Genomic DNA, 18,704 nt, shown 5'->3' with positions numbered 1-18,704 from the left:
CCGATCCGGCCGTGACCATGCACGCGGCTTTGGCCTGAGGGCAAGGGCGGTAGCGCGTCCTGTCGCGCTAAGCGAACCGCTGGACTTTTCTTCCAAGGCGACTATGCGTTCGCGCAAGTTATGATCGCGGAGTAAGCAAGTGGGTTATCGGGTAGTCGTCGCCGGCGCGACCGGCAATGTCGGTCGCGAAATGCTGAACATCCTGGCGGAGCGCGAGTTTCCGATCGACGATCTGGCGGTGCTGGCATCGTCGCGATCGGCCGGCGACATGGCCGATTTCGGCGAGACCGGCAAGCAGTACAAGATTCAGAATATCGAGCATTTCGACCCCACCGGATGGGACATGGCGCTGTTCGCGATCGGCAGCGAGGCGACCAAGGTCTATGCGCCCAAGTTCGCCGCCGCCGGGTGCACCGTGATCGACAATTCGTCGCTGTACCGCATGGACCCCGACGTGCCGCTGATCGTGCCGGAAGTGAATCCGGAGGCGATCGACGGGTACAAGGCACGCAACATCATCGCCAACCCGAACTGCTCGACCGCGCAGATGGTCGTCGCGCTCAAGCCGATCCACGACGCCGCCACGATCAAGCGCGTCGTCGTCGCGACGTACCAGTCGGTGTCGGGCGCGGGCAAGGCGGGGATGGACGAGCTGTTCGAGCAGAGCCGCAACATCTTCGTCGGAGATTCGGCGGAACCGAAGAAGTTCACCAAGCAGATCGCGTTCAACGTGATCCCGCACATCGACAGCTTCCTCGACGACGGGTCGACCAAGGAAGAGTGGAAGATGGTGGTCGAGACCAAGAAGATCCTCGATCCCAAGATCAAGGTGACGGCGACCTGTGTCCGCGTGCCAGTGTTCGTCGGCCATTCGGAAGCCATCCATATCGAGATGGAGAACGAACTGTCGGCCGAGGATGCGCAGAAGATCCTGCGCGAGGCGCCAGGCATCATGCTGGTCGACAAGCGCGAGGACGGCGGATACGCGACCCCGATCGAATGCGTCGGCGACTTCGCGACCTATGTCAGCCGCGTTCGCGAGGATTCGACCGTCGAGAACGGCCTCGCTTTGTGGTGCGTGTCGGACAATCTGCGCAAGGGTGCCGCGCTGAACGCGGTGCAGATCGCCGAGCTGCTCGGCCGCCGGCATCTGAAGAAGGACTGAACCGCATCCGGCAGCGCCACTCCGGACCGGGGCCGGGGTGGCGACTGCGATTGTCGGCATCTGGCATGGCTGCAGGTATCGGCAGCATTGGGTACGACGCCGTACATTATATGCCGCCGATGCTGCCAACCTCCTAAGCCGGTATTAACCGTCCGGCGCGCAATATTTGTGTATGGACACGCAGGGTATCCGGGATGGCGCGTTGTACGTCGGCGCGTGGGAAGCGATCTGTCGCTCGCAGGCGGTGGTCGATTTCGCGCTCGACGGCACCGTCCTGTGGGCGAACGACCTGTTCCTCGATACCATGGGATATGCGCTGGCGCAGGTCCGCGGGCGCCATCACCGCATGTTCTGTCGGCCGGAAGAGAGCGTCTCCGCGGAATATACGCAATTCTGGCGCAAGCTGAGCAGGGGCGCGTTCGACAGCGGATTGTATCGCCGGGTCGATCGGCAGGGCCGCGACGTGTGGTTGCAGGCGACCTACAACCCCATCCTCGATCCCGACGGGCAACCATCGTCGATCGTCAAGATTGCGACCGACCTGACCCGTCAGGTATTGCTGGAACGCGAGGTGCAGACCCGCTTCGATGAAGGGCAGCGGTTTCAGGCGCGACTGGCGGGGCAGGCGGAGGCGCTGCGATCGGCCATGGCGCAGCTGACGGCGATCGTGGCATCGATCGGCGACATTACCGCGCAGACCCGTCTGGTGGCGCTTAATGCCGCGATCGAGGCGGCGCGCGCGGGTGAGGCCGGCACCGGCTTTGCCGTGGTCGCGCGCGAGGTGAAATCGCTGGCCGAGGATATTCGCCACGCGACCGAACGCGCATCGGCGATGCTGCGCGAGAACGACCAGCGGACGGCGATCGCCGCCTGAGCGGTCAATAGCCGGTATAGCGGCCCGGACGATGCCAGGCGATCAGGATACCGCTGATCGCCGCCGCGCTCATCGCCGACCATGCGACCTTCGTCGGGGCGACGACGGCGAACGATGCGGCGAGGATGGCGAGATCTATCGCGATCTGCGTGCGTCCGGCATTCCATCCCCGCGTCCGCTGCAGCCACAGCGTGACGACACCGGTGCCGCCGACCCCGGCATCGTGGCGGGCGAGCGCCAATATGCCCATGCCGATCACCGTGCCCCCGGCGATGGCGGCAAAGGCGGGATGTACCTCGACGATGCGAAAGCCGTAGCGCGCCATCGTCGAGAACAGCGCGATGCCGCCATTGACCGCGATCGTCCGCCACATGAAGCGCGACCCCATCGCCCGCCTCGCGAACAGGAAGAACGGAATGTTGATGAGCGTGAACAGCACGCCGGTCGGCAGCGGCACCAGATACGATACCAGCAGCGCCACCCCGGCGATGCCGCCGGTTACCAATCCGGCCGCGCGTAGCATGGCGAGGCCGAGCGCAATCATCACGCAACCGACGATGATCGCATAGACGTCTTCGGACCGGCTGTGCGGTACGGCGCTGTTGGGCAGGGCGGGGGTGATGGCGTCGATCTCCGGTCTGGCCGGCATCCCCTCCCGCTTGTTCTTTTGTTGCTCCGGATACTAACTTGATTTCGCGCGCTGGTGAAGCGGCAATTGCGCCACGCCCGGCTCGACAGACGGGATCGGTCCGCGCATAGCCCTTCGCAACTTCCGGCCAAGGACTGCATGATCGTGACCCAGCCCCCCGTCACCACCCATCATTTCGCCAGCTTCGACGGGGTCGAGATCGCATGGCATGAAGTCGGCGAGGGCGCGCCGGTGGTGCTGATCCATGGCTATTTCAGCGATGCCGATACGAACTGGATCAAATACGGCCATGCGGCGAAGGTCGCGGCGCTGGGGCGGCGGGTGATTATGCCCGACCTGCGCGCGCACGGGCTGAGTGCGCGACCGCATGACGCGGCGGCCTATCCGGCCGATGCGCTGGCGCGGGACGGCATGGCGCTGCTGGAGCATCTGGGGCTGACCGACTATGAACTGGGCGGCTATTCGCTGGGCGCGCGGACGGCGGTGCGGATGGTGGCGATGGGGGCTAGCCCCAAGCGGCTGGTGCTGAGCGGCATGGGGTTGGAAGGGCTGCTCGACACCGGGCGGCGTGCGGCGCATTTCCGCCGTATCCTTACCAATCTCGGCAGCTTCGAGCGGGGATCGCCGGAGTGGATGGCCGAGGCGTTCCTGAAGACCACCGGCGGCGATCCGGTGGCGTTGCTCGGTATCCTCGACACGTTCGTCGATACCTCGCGGGAGGAACTTGCCGGCATCACGCAGCCGGTGCTGGTGCTGGCCGGCGAGGATGACGATGACAATGGCAGTCACCGCGCGCTGGCCGACCTGCTCCCCGATGCGCGGCTGGTCGAGACGCCGGGCAATCATATGAGCGCGGTGGTGAAGAAGGAGCTGGGCGATGCGATCGCGGCGTTTTTGAAGTAATTCCTCCCCAGCACGGGGAAGGGGACCAGCGCAGCTGGTGGTGGAGGGGGAGTAGCCTCGTAACGCAACCGCTGCGTATGACGACGGCCCCCTCCACCAGCTTAGCTGGTCCCCCTCCCCGTGCCGGGGAGGATCTTTATTTCACCGGCTGCTCATATTGCTCCAGCACCCAATCCTCCTCCTGCGCGCCGGCGATCCAGTCCTGCATCCACGGGTGCTGCAATAGCGTGATGATGTACCCCATCGCGAAGCGCGGACAGGGGAGCGAATAGGTCACGATCCGGGTCGCGACGGGCGCGAACATGATGTCGACCGCGCCGAACTGCCCGAACAGATAGTCGCCGCCCTGACCGAACCGGGCACGCGCCTGCGCCCATAGCTCATAGATACGCGCCAGATCGGCCGCGACGTCGTCATCGGGCTGGGTCGGGTCGTATACCTGACGGACGTTCATGCTGTGTTTGCGGCGCAGCGGTGCGAAGCCCGAATGCATTTCCGCCGCCATCGACCGCGCCATCGCGCGCGCCGCCGGATCGGCGGGCCAGAATTTGTCGCCGCCCGATTTCTCGTTGAGATATTCGACGATCGCGAGGCTGTCCCACACGACGATGTCGTCGCCGTCCCACAGGATGGGGACCTTCCCCGACGACGGCGCGAATTCGTCACCCTCGCGGCGCTTGTCCCAGTCGGCGTCGTAGAGCGGCACGACGACCTCCTCGAACGGCAGGCCCGACAGCTTGGCCGCCAGCCAGCCGCGCAGCGACCAGGAGGAATAGGCCTTGTTCCCGATGATGAGCTTCAGCATGGGGCGGGTGGTGCCACGCGGCGGCGGGGCTGTCGACCCCGTTGGAACCGGGCGCGCAACGATCCGTTGGCCGGTCCATGGCGGAACAGGATGAACGCGGCGACCCGCATAGCGTGGGCGAGGTGCTCGACCGGCTCAAGGAACTGGGCGAACGGGCCGGCGAGGACAAGGCGAAGCTGGGCGACATGATGAAGGCGCTGGGCCAGCGTGCCTATGGCCCGTTCTTCATCCTCTTTCCGCTGATCGATGTTTCGCCGGTCGGCGGCATCCCCGGCCTGCCGACCGCGATGGCGGTGGTGATGGTCCTGCTGGCGGTCCAACTGGTGCTGGGGCGCCAGCATTTGTGGCTGCCGGGTTTTCTGGCCAATCGCGGGCTGACGGGCCGCAAGCTGGTGACGGTCGCCGACAAGACCCGCCCGATCGCCGATCGGATGGACCGGTGGTTCCATGGACGCCTGTCGGCGCTGACTAAGGGACCGATGGTCAAGGTCGCCGGGGTGGCGGTGATCCTGCTGTGCCTGACCGTGCCGCCGCTCGAACTGCTGCCCTTTGCCAGCACCGCGCCGATGGCGGCGATCATGGCATTCGGCATCGCGCTGCTGGTGCGCGACGGGTTGCTTATGATTGTCGCGTGCGTGCTGTCGGTCGGCGCGGTGGCGCTGGGGGCGGGGTTGTTCGCGTCGAGATAGGGTTATGCTTTGCTGTTGTCATCCCGGCGCAGGCCGGGATCCATTGTGTCGGGTGCTCACGATTCCATCGCGCCGTCACCCCCATCCATGGATTCCGGCCTACGCCGGAATGACGACAGGTCAGCCGATCGATTCGATCACCGCCGCGCGCAGTTCGGCGATGCCCATGCCCTTTTCGCTCGACGTCGAGATGACGTCGGGATGCGCCGCCGGCCGCTTGCGCACCTCGTCGCCGACCGCCGCGTAGACGTCTTCCAGCTCGGTCGCCTTGATCTTGTCGGTCTTGGTCAGGACGATGCGGTAGCTGGTCGCCGCCTTGTCCAGCATCTCGAACACGTCGCGGTCGACATCCTTGATGCCGTGGCGCGAATCGATCAGCACCAGCGTGCGCTTCAGCACCTGCCGCCCGCGCAGATAGTCGTTCACCAGATAGCGCCACTTGCGGACCATGTCCTTGGGCGCCTTGGCAAAGCCGTAGCCCGGCATGTCGACCAGCCGGAACTTGAGCGGCGTGCCGATGTCGAAGAAGTTCAGCTCCTGCGTCCGCCCCGGCGTGACCGAGGTCCGCGCCAGCGAGCTGCGGCCGGTCAGCGCGTTGAGCAGCGACGACTTGCCGACGTTCGACCGGCCGGCAAAGGCGATCTCCGGCACGTCGGGCGGGGGCAGATGCTCCAGCGACGGCGCGGACTTCAGGAACTGGATCGGCCCCGCGAAGATCTTGCGCGCCGCTTCGATCTGGTCGGGATCGAAGCGGTCGTCGCCGGGCGGCGGGGGTGGGAGGTCGTTCACTTAGGCGCAGCCTGCTTGAGCGCCGGGTGCCGCGAATAGAGCAGCTGCTGCTGCGCGATCGTCAACAGGTTCGACGTGATCCAGTATACCTGCAACCCGACCGCGAACGGGGCCATGATGAACATCAGCACCCACGGCATCAGACCGAAGACCTGCTTCTGCATGTCGTCCATCGGTGCCGGGTTCAGCTTGAACTGGAAGTACATCGAGATACCGAGCAGCACCGGCACGATGCCGATCGCCAGGAAGTGCGGCGGGGTGAAGTCGAGATAGCCGAACAGGTTCAGGATCGTCGCCGGATCGGGCGCGGACAGATCCTTGATCCAGCCGACGAACGGCTGGTGCCGCATCTCGATGGTCAGCAACAGCACCTTGTACAGCGCGTAGAAGATCGGAATCTGGATCAGCGTCGGCAGGCAGCCGGCGACCGGGTTCACCTTTTCCGTCTTGTAGAGCGCCATCATCTCCTGCTGGAGACGCGGCTTGTCGTCCTTGTAGCGTTCCTGCAGCACCTTCAGCTTGGGCTGGATGGCGCGCATCGCCGCCATCGACGCGAACTGGCGCTGGGCGATCGGGAACATCAGGCCGCGGATGGTCAGCGTCAGCAGGATGATCGCCACCCCGAAATTGCCGACCATGCGGAACAGCCAGTCGAGATAGACGAAGATCGGTTCCTCGACGACGCGGAACCAGCCCCAGTCGATCGAGCGCGAGAAATAGGGCACGCCCTGTTCCTCATACGCGTTCAGGACCTTATTTTCCTTGGCACCGGCAAAGAAGCGCGCGCTCTGCGTCATCGCCTGACCGGGGTTCAGCGTGGCGAGCGTCGGCGAGCGATAGTCCGCCTGGTGCCGCTGGTCGCCGCCCTTGAGCGACAGGCCATGTTGCACGTTCTGATCGGGGATCAGCGCGGTCATCCAGTAATGGTCGGTGAAGCCGAGCCAGCCGCCCTTCGTGTTGAAGGTCGTCGGCGCGGCGTCGATGTCCTTGTAGTCGACGTCGAACTTCACGCCGTTGCCGGCTTCGTAGATCGGGCCGACCTGGATCGTCATCGTATCCTTGTCGACCGGCGCACCGCGACGGCTGAGCAGGCCATAGGTCGCGACCTGCACCGGCTGCGCACCGGTGTTCACCACGCTCTGGCGCACGGTGAACATATAGTCCTTGTCGACCGAAATCTGCATCAGGTAGCGCTGGCTGCCCGCCTGCGTCGTCAGCGTCACCGGCGTGGTCGGCGTCAGCTTCGTGCCCGATGCGGTCCACAGTGCGTCGGCGGGCGGCGGGGTGATGCCGGTGCCGCTCCAGCCGAACTGCGCGAAATAGGCGTCGGCCGTGCCCGATGGCGAGAGGAGCCGGACCGGGGGCGAATCCTTCGCGATCGTTTCGCGGTGGCGCAACAGCACCAAGTCATCGATCCGCCCGCCGCGCAGGTTGATCGATCCCTGCACCGACGGCGTTTCGATCTGCACGCGCGGGGTTTCGCGCAGCACCTGCACCCGGTCGCGAATCGCGTTCGCGGTATCGGCGGCGGGGTCGGTCGCGGGATTGGCGACCGGCTTGCTCTTGCCGTCCTCCAGCTTCGTCACCGGCGGGTTGGCGGCCGGAAAGAAGTGGTTGGCGATATACGGCCAGCCGAACAGCACCAGCGCAGCCAGCACCGCGAACAGCAGGAAATTCTTCTGGTCGTTCTTCACGCGAAATCCTTACGGCGCAGACTCAGGGCACCGGATCGTGGCCGTGCCCACCCCATGGGTGACAGCGCGCGATCCGTTTGGCGGCCAGCCACGCCCCCTTGATCGCGCCATAGCGGGCAAGGGCGGTGATTGCATAGGCCGAACAGGAGGGTTGATAGCGACAGGAGGGCGGCAGGATCAGCGACGGACCCAATTGCCAGCCCCGCGCGACCAGCATCAGCGCGCGGGCAGCGATGCCCGGACGGGGGGTGTCGCCGGTGTCGTTCACCGGCGGACCTTGCGCAGCGCCTTGGCCAGATCGGCCTTCAGGTCGTCGAACGGGCGCTCGATCCCGCTCGCCCGACCGATCAGGACATGATCGGCACCGGATATGCCCTGTTCGGGCAGCAGCTCTGCGGCAAGCGCGCGAAAACGCCGCTTCATCCGGTTACGGACGACGGCGTTCCCGACCTTTTTCGATACGGTAATGCCGATTCGCATCGCCTGGGGCGGCGTATCGGCCAGTTCGTCCGCCTTGCGCGTGCGCACCAGCAGGACGAAGCCGGGCATGGGCGCCCGGCGTCCGCCATTCGCCGCCAGATAATCCCGGCGGCGAAGCATTTTCCTTAGGCCGACAGCTTCTTGCGACCGCGCGAGCGACGCGCGCGGATCACATTGCGGCCGCCCGGCGTCGCCATGCGCGAGCGGAAGCCGTGACGACGGGCCCGTACCAGGTTGCTCGGCTGAAAAGTCCGCTTCATCACTCATTCCCCGGGTATTCAAAACTGCCAGAACGTAAAAAGCCGCCAGTGACGGCGGCCGCGTGGGTGGTCCCTTAGCCATGGAGGGGGGGCAAGTCAACGCCGACCGTCACGCCCCGGCGCGCATCCGCCGCCGCCTGGCGCTGGCCCGGCGCAGCGCCCGGTCGGACAGCGCGCGCAGTCGCGGATGCCGCCGCAGCAGCCGGGCGAAGCGATGCCGCGCCCAGCGCGAATTGCGCAGGATCAACGCGGTGCCGGCCGCGAAGGTGAAGATACCGGCCGGACCCGGCAACACCGCGACCAGCGGCGTTACCAGGAGCAGCATCAACCCGACGATCACCAGCGCAATCTGCATCCTGCCGCCATGCCAGCCGTGTATTGCGCTGGCAAGACGGTCGCGACGGACCGTTCCCTGCGGGCGGAAAGCGGCTATGGACGGCATCACGAAACGGGGGACAGGGGCAGCATGGTCGCGATCGTATCGACGGCGGCGTATCTCGGGCTGGAGGCGCGGCGGGTCGAGGTGCAGGTGCAACTGGCCAGCGGCGTGCCGGCCTTCGTCGTGGTGGGTTTGGCCGACAAGGCGGTAGGCGAAAGCCGTGAGCGGGTGCGCGCCGCGATCGCCGCCATCGGCCTGTCGCTGCCGCCCAAGCGGATCACGGTCAACCTGTCGCCCGCCGACCTGCCCAAGGAAGGATCGCATTACGACCTGCCGATCGCGCTCGGGCTGCTGGCGGCGATGGGGGTGGTCGATGCGGAAACGATTGGCGAATATCTGGTCGTCGGCGAACTGAGCCTCGACGGGCGAATCGCTGGGTCGCCGGGCGTGCTGCTGGCCGCGATGCTGGCGAGCGGCGAGGGGCGGGCGCTGATCTGTCCGGGGAGCCAAGGGGCGGAGGCCGCCTGGGCGGGGACGTCGGTGGTGGCCGCGCCCGACCTGCTGTCGCTGCTCAACCATCTGAAGGGCGAACAGCTCCTGTCGATGCCGCAGCCGGGCGGCGCGGAGGAGGGGTGGAGCGGCACCGACCTGCGCCAAGTAAAGGGGCAGGAGACCGCCAAGCGCGCGCTGGAGATCGCCGCCGCTGGAAACCACAATCTGCTGATGGTCGGGCCGCCGGGGGCGGGCAAGTCGCTGCTCGCATCGTGCCTGCCGGGTATCCTTCCGCCGCTCGACCCGGCCGAGGCGCTGGAGGTGTCGATGGTGCAGTCGGTTGCCGGCACGCTGACCGGCGGGCGGATGACGCGGGTGCGCCCGTTCCGTTCGCCCCATCATTCGGCATCGATGGCGGCGCTGACCGGCGGCGGGCTGCGGGTGAAGCCGGGCGAGATCAGCATGGCGCATCTGGGCGTGCTGTTCCTCGACGAGCTGCCTGAATTCCAGCGTGCGGTGCTCGATTCGCTCCGGCAACCGCTGGAGACCGGCGAGGTCAGCGTGGCGCGGGCCAATGCGCATGTGACCTTTCCGGCACGGGTGCAGTTGATCGCGGCGATGAATCCGTGTCGCTGCGGCCATCTGGGCGATCCGGCGCTGGCCTGCGCCCGCGCGCCGCGCTGTGCCGCCGATTATCAGGCGAAGGTGTCGGGACCGCTGCTGGACCGCATCGACCTATCGATCGAAATGGCGGCGGTGAGCGCAGCCGACCTCGTGCTGCCGCCGCCCGCCGAAGGATCGGCGGAGGTCGCTGCGCGGGTGGCGGCGGCGCGGGGCGTCCAGCGCGAACGCTATGCCGCCGATGGCATCCGGACCAATGCCGAGGCGGATGGCGCGGTGCTGGAGCGGGCGGCGGCGCTCGACGCGCCGGCGCGCGCGCTGCTGGCGCAGGCGGCGGAGGCGATGCGGTTGTCGGCGCGCGGCTTCCACCGGGTGCTGCGTGTCAGCCGGACGATTGCTGACCTAGCGGGAACCGAGACGATCGGGCGGGCACAGGTGGCGGAGGCGCTCAGCTATCGGCGGCGGCCGCCGGTCAATTGAAGGAGCGGGCGTTGGCGGGATATTGCTGCGAGCAGATGCACGACGTCAATCGGACTGCCCCGGCGCGAATAGCGGGTACGGGTTGATGATCCACGACGGCGGGTCGTCGATGATCGGCATCGCCTGTTGCCCATGGTGCGGGACGCGGCTGCCGGCAATGGACTGATCGGCTAGGCGCCGGCCGATTGACGGATTGCGTTCCTCGCTCTGTATTGCGAAACATTACGATACGGTAACGAGGGGAAGTGTCGAAATGGAATGGATGATCCTGCCGCTGAAGCGGTATTTCGAGGTGCGCGGCCGGTCGCGCCGTCAGGAATATTGGATGTTCACGTTGTTCAGCTTTCTGATCGGGATCGCCACGACGATCGTCGACAATGTGCTGGGCTTCGGATGGGAAGGCAGCGGTCCGCTGAACGCCCTGACCAGCCTTGCGCTGCTGATCCCCAGTTTCACCGTTGCGTTCCGGCGGCTGCACGACACCGACCGGTCGGCATGGTGGATGCTGCTGGTCTTCCTGCCGATCATCGGCTGGATCTGGCTGTTCGTGTTGTATGTGTCAGAAGGCACGCGTGGGCCGAACCGGTTCGGTCCCGATCCCAAGGACCCCTATGGCAGCGAGGACATCGACCGCGTGTTCTCGTGACGGTTGCGGGGGCGCGAAGCTTCGGCTAACGCGCACCCCGTGCCCCTGTGGTGAAATTGGTAGACGCGTCCGACTCAAAATCGGATTCCGCAAGGAGTGCTGGTTCGAGCCCGGCCAGGGGCACCAATTTCCGCGAGTCGCCCGGCGCGTTAACCGCGCTTTAGCGATCGACCCGATAGCATCGCGCGCATGAGCGATTCGCCCGCCGATCCGTTCCCCTCGCGCCCGCGCCGGGACAGCGTCTTCCTGAAGGCGCGTGTCGAATCCAGCGACCTTGTCGTCGAATGCCGGGTGCGCAACCTGTCCGAATCGGGGGCCTGTATCGACGATCCGGTCCACCTGCCGTGCGACGGGCGGGTGCTGGTGACGATGGGTACGCTCCACCACCTCGAAGGACGGGTCCGCTGGGCGCAGGACGGCCGGGCCGGACTGTTGTTCGACCACGCGCAGGTCGACGTCGCGGCGGCGCGACGCCCGCGTGGGGCGGTCCCACCGGCGCCGCGGCATCTGGCCGGATGGCTATCGAATATGCACAGCCCCTATCGGCGCGGGGACGACTGACCCGCCATCTGGCGCGTGGCGTTACGCTACGGTCAGTCCCTGCTGCGGCAATAGCGGTCGAGGAACTCCTGGTGCGTCGGCAGGCGTGCGACGGTGGCGGCGATATTGGCGTGCAGCCCGCCTAGCACCGCGCCCAGCTCGCCGGGCGGCATCGCCCGGGCCAGCGGATGCCATGCGGTGGGCATCAGGCGCTGGCATGTCCCAGAATATCTGGTGCTGGTAACAAAACTATTTTGTCTAGCGCCGTCAAATCGGGATATCGGATACTATTTTGGAAAACAGCGATATTGTCCAGCATTCAAGATTATCTAACGGTGGCCGGTGGACGGCGCGCAACGATCCTCGGGTCGTTAACCAGTAATTATACGAACCTCGCTACCACGGACCGACGGAGAGCTGGGCACCCAGGGGGGCGCTGCGGTGATCGTTGGAGCAGCCTAATGATGCGTTGGTTTCGCAAAACCGCCCCTATCCGGACGAAGTTCGTCGTCATGGGGGCCACCTATACGCTCGTCACGGCCGTTCCCGTCGCGACCACCGTCGCGGCGCTGTACGGTCTGGCGTCGGCGTCCCTGTTGATCGGCTTCGCGCTGGCCGCGTTGGCCATGACGGCCGTGCTGGCGGTCGCGTTCCGTAGCGCGGTCTGCGACCCCTATGTCAGTTCGGTGGTGGGGATGGAGGCGATCGCCGCAGGCGACCTGTCGCGTTCGATCGAACATACCGAATATCAGGACTGCATCGGTCGCATGGCCCGTGCGATGCAGGTGTTCCAGGCAAACGGGCAGTCGGTGAAGGACGCGGCACGCAGCCAGCAGCAGGTCGTCGGCCGGTTGGGGGAGGGGCTGTCGCGCCTTGCCGCCAGCGATGTCAGCTACCGCATTTCCGATGCGTTCCCGGCCGATTACGAACGGCTGCGCGCCGATTTCAACGCGGCGATGGACGCGGTGTCGGAAGTGCTGTCGGCGGTACGCCAGGCGACCGACGGCATCAACAACGGCGCGAACGACATTCGCCAGGCATCGGACGACCTGTCGCAGCGGACCGAACAACAGGCCGCGAGCCTGGAGGAAACAGCCGCCGCGATGGACCAGATCACCGGCACCGTGCGTGAAACCGCTGCCGGTGCGGCCAAGACCCACAACGTCGTCAACGACACTCGTGACGAAGCCGAACAGTCGGGCGACGTCGTGCGCCGCGCGGTCGAAGCGATGAATGGCATCGAACGCGCCTCGGCCGAAATCGGCGACATCATCACCGTCATCGACGGCATCGCATTCCAGACGAACCTGCTGGCGCTGAACGCCGGTGTCGAGGCCGCCCGCGCGGGCGATGCGGGCAAGGGCTTTGCCGTCGTCGCGTCCGAAGTGCGCGCGCTGGCACAGCGGTCGGCAGACGCCGCCAAGGATGTGAAGGCCAAGATCAACGCATCGTCCGAACAGGTCGCGACCGGCGTCGAACTGGTCAGTGAGACCGGCAAGTCGCTGCAACGGATCATCGGCCGGATCGGCGAGATCAGCAATCTGGTCGGCACCATTGCCACCTCCGCCGATCAGCAGGCGACCGGGCTGCAACAGGTCAACACCGCCGTCAACGAAATGGACGGCGTGACCCAGCAGAACGCCGCCATGGTCGAACAGGCCACCGCCGCCGCCCGCAGCCTGGCCGAAGAGGCACAGGAACTGGCGCGACAGGTAAGCCGCTTCACGCTGGGCGCCGGAGACTATGCCGGGGCAAGCGTCGCCCCCGTCCGCCATGCGCCGACCCAGAGCGCCGTGCACCGCCTGCAGGCGCGCGTCGCGCAGGTCAGCCGTGACATGACTCCGCCGTCGGCGCCGCGCCGCAAGGCCGCGCCAAGCGGAGGTGCCGCCGCCGTTGCGGACGATGACTGGACCGAATTCTGATCTGAAGCCACGCCAGCGACCTCCTATCCCGGGAACTTCCCATGACCATCGCCCTTCCTGCCGTACTCGACACCCCCGCCGCCGCTCCGCTGCGCCAAACGCTGCGTGACGTGATCGGCACCGGTCGCCCGGTCCTGCTCGACGCATCGGGCGTGGAGCGGATCGGTCAGGCCTGCCTGCAGGTGCTGGCCGCCGCCGAGGTCGCGGCGGAGGAAGCCGGCCAGGAATTCCGAATCGTCGGTGCGAGCCCGGTGTTCGCCGACATGGCGACGCTGGCGGCCCTCGACACCCTCATCGCCGCCTGATCGGGAGCGAACCCCATGGACCTCGACGCAATCCAGCAGATCTTCTTCCAGGAGTGTGAGGAAGGCCTCGCCGCGATGGAAGGAAACTTCGCGTTGCTGCGCGATGGCGACCGCGATTCGGAAACGATCAACGGCGTCTTCCGCTGCGTCCATTCGATCAAGGGCGGGGCGGGTGCGTTCGGTCACGAACGGTTGCAGGCCTATACCCATCAATATGAAACGCTGCTCGACCTGATCCGCAATGGCACACTGGAGCTGACGCCCGCGCTGCTCGACGTGGTGGTCGGCGCGTTCGACGTGCTGGCCGACCATGTCGCGGCGGCACGCGATAGCGACACGCCGCCGGCCGATGCGGCCATGCTGGAGCGGCTGGTCGTGGCGGCGGGCGGCGGTGGTGCGTCCAAGGCTGTAGCGGCACCTGTTGCCGAGGCTGCGCCGGCTGTGGCGATTTCGGACGATTTCGACGACCTGATGTCGATGCTGGGTGACGTCGCCCAGTCGGAGGACGGGGCGGATGCCGCCAATGGCTGGCGCCTGCGCTATACGCCGGGGCCGAAGGCGTTCGAACATGGGTCCGAACCGCTGCTGCTGCTGCGCGAACTGACGATGCTGGGCGGCAAGGTCACCGCCTGCGACCGGGCCGCGCTGCCCCCGATCGACACGATGGACCCCGAATGCGGCTATCTGGCGTGGGACGTCGCGCTGCCGGCCAGCGTCGCCGAGGACGATATTCGCGCGGTGTTCGAATTCGGCGATCCGACCGCGATCACGCTGTCGCGCGGCGATGCCGAACCGGCGATGACCGAAGACAGCGTCGACGCGCTGTTCGACCTGCTCGATTCGATGGAAAGCGCGCCGGTGGCGGTCGTCGCCGAGCCGGAAATCGCCGCACCGCCGCCGCCTCCACCGGCCGCACCCGCACTCGCTCCGGCACCGGTCGCCGCCGAACCGGCCGCGCCGCGCACGGCGGCACCGACAACGCCCGTGGCACCCGCCGCGCAGACGATCCGCGTCGACCTGGACAAGCTCGACCGGCTGGTCAACCTGGTCGGTGAACTCGTGATTACACAGGCGATGCTGGCGCAGCGTCTTGCCGAAAACCAGATGGGCGGCATTTCCGAGCTGAGCGACCTCGAGCATCTGACGCGCGAGTTGCAGGAATCGACGATGGCGATCCGTGCGCAGCCGATGAAGACGGTGTTCAGCCGCGTGCCGCGCATCGTCCGCGAACTGGAGGGTGAAACCGGCAAGCGCGTCCGCTTGGAAGTGGATGGCGAGATGACCGAGGTCGACAAGACCGTGGTCGAACGCATCGGTGAACCGCTGACCCACCTGATCCGCAACGCCGTCGACCACGGCCTGGAAATGCCCGATGTGCGCGTTGCGGCTGGCAAGCCGGCGGAAGGCGTCGTGCGCCTCGCCGCCGCGCATCAGTCGGGGCGAATTGTCATAACCGTGTCCGACGACGGACAGGGGATCAACCGCGCACGGGTGAAGGCCAAGGCGATCGAGAAGGGCATCATCCTGCCCGATGCGGTGTTGAGCGACGAGGAGATCGACAATCTGATCTTTGCCCCCGGCTTCTCGACCGCGGCGGCAATCACCAACGTTTCCGGGCGCGGCGTCGGCATGGACGTGGTGCGCAAGAATATACAGGCGCTGGGCGGCCGCATCGGCATCCAGTCGCGCGAAGGCTTCGGGTCGAGCTTCTCGCTCAGCCTGCCGCTGACGCTGGCGGTGCTCGACGGCATGATCGTGACCGTCGGCGCGCAGACCTTCGTCATCCCGCTCGGCCATATCGTCGAGAGCCTGCGGCCCGACGACGACACGCTCAGCCGGCTGGGACCGGACGGCACGCTGCTCGACGTGCGCGGGTCCTATGTGCCCGTGCTGCGGATCGCCGACTATCTCGGCATCGAAGGCGCGGAACGTAACCCGACCAATGCCGTGCTGATCGTGGTCGAGGGAGACCATGGACAGGCTGCGCTGCTGGTCGACACGATCCAGGACCAGCGGCAGGTCGTGGTGAAGAGTCTGGAGGCGAACTACCAGGCGATCGACGGCGTCGCCGGGGCGACGATCCTGGGCGACGGGCGCGTCGCGCTGATCGCCGATGTCGATGCGCTGACCACCCGCGGCCGTTTCGGCAACCGCGCTTCGTCGGCGCTGGCCGCATGAACCGGGCCGCCGCCCTCGACGACAGCCGCGCGCGTGAATTCGTGTTCAACGCCGGCGACCACCGCGCCATCGCGGCGCTGGTGTATGACGAGGTCGGCATCCTGCTGCCCGACGGCAAGGCGCAATTGGTCTATGGCCGTATCGCCCCGCGCGTGCGGGCGTGCGGCTTCGGCAGCTTCGCCGAATATGTGACCCATATCGGCCGCGATGCCGAGGAGCGCGGCCGGGCGATCGACGCGCTGACGACGAACCACACCAGCTTCTTTCGCGAAAACCATCATTTCGAGGATTTCGTCGAGCGGATCTGGCCGCCGCTGGCCGACCGGCTGGCGAAGGGCGGCCGGGTGCGGCTGTGGTCGGCGGCGTGTTCGAGCGGGGAAGAACCCTATTCGTGGCTGATGGCGATGTTCGGTACCGACCGCCCCGGCGCACAACGACTTCTGAAGACCGACCTTAGGATGCTGGCGACCGATGTGTCGCCCAGCGTGCTGACCACGGCGCGCGAGGGCCGGTATTCGAAGGAAACGATGCGGACTGTACCCGCGTCGCTGCGTTCCGTCTGGACCCGGGGGGAGGGGGACCAACTGGTCGTCGATCCGGTTCTGCGCGACGCGATCGCGTTTCGTCCGCTGAACCTGCTCGGCGACTGGCCGATCAAGGGGCGGTTCGACACGATCTTTTGTCGCAATGTCATGATCTATTTCGACGAGCCGACGAAGGAACGCCTGCTGGCGCGGCTCGGCGAGCGATTGGAGGTCGGGGGAATGCTCTATATCGGTCATTCGGAGCGGTTGATCGGCGCGGTACAGGACAAGTTCCGCTGCATCGGCCGCACCGCCTATCAGAAGATTGCCGCGTGAGCGTCCGTACTCTCATCGTCGATGATTCGATGGCGATGCAGGCGATCATCCGGCGTCGGCTGCTCGCCGATCCGGGGATCGAGGTCGTCGGCACCGCCGCCAGCGCCGATGAGGCGCGCGCGCAGATCAAGGCGCTGGACCCCGATGTCGTGACGCTGGACGTCGAGATGCCGGGGATGAGCGGCCTCGACTTCCTCGAACGGTTGATGCGGCTGCGCCCGACACCGGTGGTGATGCTGTCGACGCTGACCGCGCAAGGGGCGGAGGCCAGCCTGACCGCGCTGGAGCGTGGTGCCTTCGACTGTTTCGACAAGACGCGGCTGATGGCGGGCACCGATGCGGCCTGTACCTCGGAGCTGACCGAACTGGTCCGCGCCGCCGCCACGTCGCGCCCCGCCGCGCGCACGACACAGGTTCGCGCCGCGCCAGTGCAGGAACGGGCAAGCTATACCCCGCGTCCCGGCGCGATGATCGCGATCGGCGCGTCGACCGGCGGCGTCGAGGCGCTGATCGAACTGCTTTCGGGCTTTCCGGCGAACTGTCCGCCGACCGTCATCGTCCAGCATATGCCGGCGACCTTCACTCCCAGCTTCGCGGCGCGGCTCAACCGGCTGTGCGCGCCAAGCGTCGAGGAAGCGCGCGCCGGGGCACCGCTGGCGGTGGGCAAGGTCTATCTGGCGCCCGGCGGCGAACGGCACATGGAGATCGGCGGATCGGGCGATCGTCGCCACTGCCGCCTGGTCGAAGGCGACAAGGTCAACGGCCATCGCCCGTCGGTCGACCGGCTGTTCCATTCGGTCGCGCGGCTGGCCGGACGCGATGCGACCGCCGCGATCCTGACCGGCATGGGCTGCGACGGGGCGGAGGGGATGAAGGCGATGCGCGGCTGCGGATCGATGACCTTCGGCCAGGACAAGGCGACCAGCGTCGTCTACGGGATGCCTGCGATCGCGCATCAGATCGGCGCGGTTTCCGAACAGCTGCCGCTGCGCCGGATCGCGGCGCGGCTGCTGGCGGAATGTGCCGCATGAGCGCGCTGGCCGCCCGGGACGGCTTGCGGCGGGTGACCGTCGCGCAGGGAGAGACGCAGGTTAGCAACGAACGCGACGTCGTGCTGACCACCGTGCTCGGCAGCTGCGTGGCGGCCTGTTTCTACGACCCCATCGCGCAGATCGGCGGGATCAACCATTATCTGCTGGCGGACGGCACCGCATCGGACCCCGCATCGATGCAGCGCTACGGCGTCTATGCGATGGAAGTCCTCATCAACGCGATGCTGGCGCGCGGTGCCGCGCGGTCGCGGATGCGCGCGCGCATCTTCGGTGGTGCCACTATGCGTGCCGGGTTCCGCGACATCGGCGGCGCGAACATCGCCTTTGCCCGCAACTTCCTGCGCGACGAACGCATCGCGCTGGTCGGCGAGGATGTGGGCGGGACCCAGGCCCGCCGGGTTGAGTTTCGCGCGGCGGTCGGGTTGGCGCGATGCCGCTCGGTCGTCGATACGGCACCGCCGCCGATCGTCGTGCGCGCACCGCCGCCACCGCCCGCCGCCGTCGGCGACGTGGAGTTTTTCTGATGACCGAATTTGCACCGAGGGAGCCTCTAATCGTGGCCAAGACGATCATGACCGTGGATGATTCGCCCAGTATGCGGATGTTGCTGCGGGTCGCGCTGACCGATCTGGGATACAGCGTCGTGGAGGCCGAGGACGGCGTCCATGCGCTGGAAAAGCTGGACGGGTTCCAGCCGGATCTGCTGATAACCGACATCAACATGCCGCGCATGGACGGGTTCGGCCTGATCACCGAAGTGCGCGGGCAGGGGCGTCGCAGCCTGCCGATCCTCGTGCTAACCACCGAGAGTTCGGACGAAAAAAAGCAGCGCGCGCGCGATGCCGGTGCTACCGGATGGATCGTGAAGCCGTTCCATCCCGAAAAGCTGGCCGCCGCGATCCGGCGCGTCCTGCACTGACC

General features: G+C 66.8%; 24 protein-coding genes and 1 tRNA gene. 16 read left to right on the top strand and 9 right to left on the bottom strand.

Features of this window, described 5'->3' with window-relative positions:
• Positions 1-139: 139 nt before the first annotated feature.
• Together ASE83_RS15065 and ASE83_RS19075 are read left to right on the top strand one after the other, a co-directional pair.
• Entirely contained in the window at positions 140-1,165 is a 1,026-nt protein-coding gene (locus ASE83_RS15065) for an aspartate-semialdehyde dehydrogenase (RefSeq protein ID WP_055792025.1), read from the top strand.
• Between the two features lie 172 nt (positions 1,166-1,337).
• Positions 1,338-2,039: a methyl-accepting chemotaxis protein gene (locus tag ASE83_RS19075; protein WP_055792021.1), complete on the top strand. Its 702-nt coding sequence runs from the start codon at positions 1,338-1,340 to the stop codon at positions 2,037-2,039.
• Positions 2,040-2,043: 4 nt separating this feature from the next.
• Here ASE83_RS19075 and ASE83_RS15055 read toward each other — a convergent pair whose 3' ends face one another.
• On the bottom strand, positions 2,044-2,688 hold the full coding sequence (locus ASE83_RS15055; RefSeq protein ID WP_055792019.1) for a YitT family protein: 645 nt from the start codon (positions 2,686-2,688) through the stop codon (positions 2,044-2,046).
• A gap of 144 nt (positions 2,689-2,832) precedes the next feature.
• Between ASE83_RS15055 and ASE83_RS15050 the strand changes: the two genes are divergently transcribed.
• Complete coding sequence (locus tag ASE83_RS15050; protein ID WP_235513281.1) at positions 2,833-3,591, top strand: alpha/beta fold hydrolase; 759 nt, start codon at positions 2,833-2,835, stop codon at positions 3,589-3,591.
• A 136-nt stretch (positions 3,592-3,727) separates the two neighbouring features.
• On the opposite strand, the gene ASE83_RS15045 is transcribed toward ASE83_RS15050, so the two are convergent.
• Positions 3,728-4,396: a glutathione S-transferase family protein gene (locus ASE83_RS15045; RefSeq protein WP_055792011.1), complete on the bottom strand. Its 669-nt coding sequence runs from the start codon at positions 4,394-4,396 to the stop codon at positions 3,728-3,730.
• Between the two features lie 77 nt (positions 4,397-4,473).
• On the opposite strand from ASE83_RS15045, the gene ASE83_RS15040 reads away from it, so the two are divergent.
• Complete coding sequence (locus ASE83_RS15040; protein ID WP_055792008.1) at positions 4,474-5,085, top strand: exopolysaccharide biosynthesis protein; 612 nt, start codon at positions 4,474-4,476, stop codon at positions 5,083-5,085.
• A 120-nt stretch (positions 5,086-5,205) separates the two neighbouring features.
• Here the strand turns inward: ASE83_RS15040 and yihA are convergent, their stop codons facing one another.
• The 6 genes from yihA to ASE83_RS15010 form a co-directional block, all read right to left on the bottom strand.
• The gene (yihA, locus tag ASE83_RS15035) at positions 5,206-5,874 is read right to left on the bottom strand and encodes a ribosome biogenesis GTP-binding protein YihA/YsxC (RefSeq protein WP_055792005.1); all 669 of its coding nucleotides are present in this window, start codon (positions 5,872-5,874) and stop codon (positions 5,206-5,208) included.
• Positions 5,871-7,568: a membrane protein insertase YidC gene (yidC, locus tag ASE83_RS15030; protein ID WP_055792002.1), complete on the bottom strand. Its 1,698-nt coding sequence runs from the start codon at positions 7,566-7,568 to the stop codon at positions 5,871-5,873. The genes yihA and yidC overlap by 4 nt, the downstream gene beginning before the upstream one ends.
• 22 nt (positions 7,569-7,590) lie before the next feature.
• A complete protein-coding gene (gene yidD, locus ASE83_RS15025; RefSeq protein WP_055792442.1) occupies positions 7,591-7,803 on the bottom strand; it encodes a membrane protein insertion efficiency factor YidD in 213 nt (70 codons plus the stop codon).
• Positions 7,804-7,832: 29 nt separating this feature from the next.
• Complete coding sequence (gene rnpA / locus ASE83_RS15020; protein ID WP_055791998.1) at positions 7,833-8,168, bottom strand: ribonuclease P protein component; 336 nt, start codon at positions 8,166-8,168, stop codon at positions 7,833-7,835.
• A gap of 5 nt (positions 8,169-8,173) precedes the next feature.
• Complete coding sequence (rpmH, locus tag ASE83_RS15015) at positions 8,174-8,308, bottom strand: 50S ribosomal protein L34 (RefSeq protein ID WP_055760361.1); 135 nt, start codon at positions 8,306-8,308, stop codon at positions 8,174-8,176.
• A gap of 109 nt (positions 8,309-8,417) precedes the next feature.
• The gene (locus ASE83_RS15010; protein ID WP_055791995.1) at positions 8,418-8,663 is read right to left on the bottom strand and encodes a hypothetical protein; all 246 of its coding nucleotides are present in this window, start codon (positions 8,661-8,663) and stop codon (positions 8,418-8,420) included.
• 111 nt (positions 8,664-8,774) lie between these two features.
• On the opposite strand from ASE83_RS15010, the gene ASE83_RS15005 reads away from it, so the two are divergent.
• From ASE83_RS15005 to ASE83_RS14990, 5 genes are all read left to right on the top strand, one after another.
• Complete coding sequence (locus ASE83_RS15005) at positions 8,775-10,280, top strand: YifB family Mg chelatase-like AAA ATPase (protein ID WP_055791991.1); 1,506 nt, start codon at positions 8,775-8,777, stop codon at positions 10,278-10,280.
• Positions 10,281-10,365: 85 nt separating this feature from the next.
• Positions 10,366-10,446 (top strand): DUF6980 family protein, encoded by an 81-nt coding sequence (locus ASE83_RS19125; protein WP_443024326.1) that lies wholly within the window; start codon positions 10,366-10,368, stop codon positions 10,444-10,446.
• A gap of 87 nt (positions 10,447-10,533) precedes the next feature.
• The gene (locus ASE83_RS15000) at positions 10,534-10,926 is read left to right on the top strand and encodes a DUF805 domain-containing protein (protein ID WP_055791988.1); all 393 of its coding nucleotides are present in this window, start codon (positions 10,534-10,536) and stop codon (positions 10,924-10,926) included.
• A 41-nt stretch (positions 10,927-10,967) separates the two neighbouring features.
• A tRNA-Leu gene (locus tag ASE83_RS14995) sits at positions 10,968-11,052 on the top strand.
• A gap of 63 nt (positions 11,053-11,115) precedes the next feature.
• Positions 11,116-11,487 carry a PilZ domain-containing protein gene (locus ASE83_RS14990; RefSeq protein ID WP_055791984.1) on the top strand — a complete coding sequence of 124 codons (372 nt, stop codon included), beginning with the start codon at positions 11,116-11,118 and terminating at the stop codon, positions 11,485-11,487.
• 32 nt (positions 11,488-11,519) lie between these two features.
• On the opposite strand, the gene ASE83_RS18655 is transcribed toward ASE83_RS14990, so the two are convergent.
• Positions 11,520-11,672 (bottom strand): hypothetical protein, encoded by a 153-nt coding sequence (locus ASE83_RS18655; protein WP_156353243.1) that lies wholly within the window; start codon positions 11,670-11,672, stop codon positions 11,520-11,522.
• 306 nt (positions 11,673-11,978) lie between these two features.
• Here ASE83_RS18655 and ASE83_RS14985 point away from each other — a divergent pair, with 306 nt between their 5' ends.
• The 7 genes from ASE83_RS14985 to ASE83_RS14955 are packed head-to-tail and all read left to right on the top strand — an operon-like array spanning position 11,979 to position 18,702.
• Positions 11,979-13,388, top strand: a complete 1,410-nt coding sequence (locus ASE83_RS14985; RefSeq protein ID WP_327196641.1) for a methyl-accepting chemotaxis protein — start codon at positions 11,979-11,981, stop codon at positions 13,386-13,388.
• Between the two features lie 41 nt (positions 13,389-13,429).
• Entirely contained in the window at positions 13,430-13,693 is a 264-nt protein-coding gene (locus tag ASE83_RS14980; protein WP_055791977.1) for an STAS domain-containing protein, read from the top strand.
• 15 nt (positions 13,694-13,708) lie between these two features.
• Complete coding sequence (locus tag ASE83_RS14975) at positions 13,709-15,871, top strand: chemotaxis protein CheA (RefSeq protein WP_055791974.1); 2,163 nt, start codon at positions 13,709-13,711, stop codon at positions 15,869-15,871.
• Positions 15,868-16,731 (top strand): CheR family methyltransferase, encoded by an 864-nt coding sequence (locus ASE83_RS14970; RefSeq protein WP_055791972.1) that lies wholly within the window; start codon positions 15,868-15,870, stop codon positions 16,729-16,731. Before ASE83_RS14975 ends, ASE83_RS14970 begins: the two co-directional genes overlap by 4 nt.
• Positions 16,728-17,762 (top strand): protein-glutamate methylesterase/protein-glutamine glutaminase, encoded by a 1,035-nt coding sequence (locus ASE83_RS14965; RefSeq protein ID WP_200921909.1) that lies wholly within the window; start codon positions 16,728-16,730, stop codon positions 17,760-17,762. The genes ASE83_RS14970 and ASE83_RS14965 overlap by 4 nt, the downstream gene beginning before the upstream one ends.
• Positions 17,759-18,307: a chemotaxis protein CheD gene (locus tag ASE83_RS14960; protein WP_055791969.1), complete on the top strand. Its 549-nt coding sequence runs from the start codon at positions 17,759-17,761 to the stop codon at positions 18,305-18,307. Before ASE83_RS14965 ends, ASE83_RS14960 begins: the two co-directional genes overlap by 4 nt.
• Before the next feature lie 32 nt (positions 18,308-18,339).
• A complete protein-coding gene (locus ASE83_RS14955; RefSeq protein WP_055791966.1) occupies positions 18,340-18,702 on the top strand; it encodes a response regulator in 363 nt (120 codons plus the stop codon).
• The last annotated feature ends 2 nt before the right edge of the window (positions 18,703-18,704 follow it).

The sequence above is a fragment of the Sphingomonas sp. Leaf32 genome (assembly GCF_001421765.1).
Lineage (GTDB): Bacteria > Pseudomonadota > Alphaproteobacteria > Sphingomonadales > Sphingomonadaceae > Sphingomonas.
The sequence above is the reverse complement of the archived record's forward strand: the minus strand, read 5'-3'. Positions and strand labels throughout refer to the sequence as shown.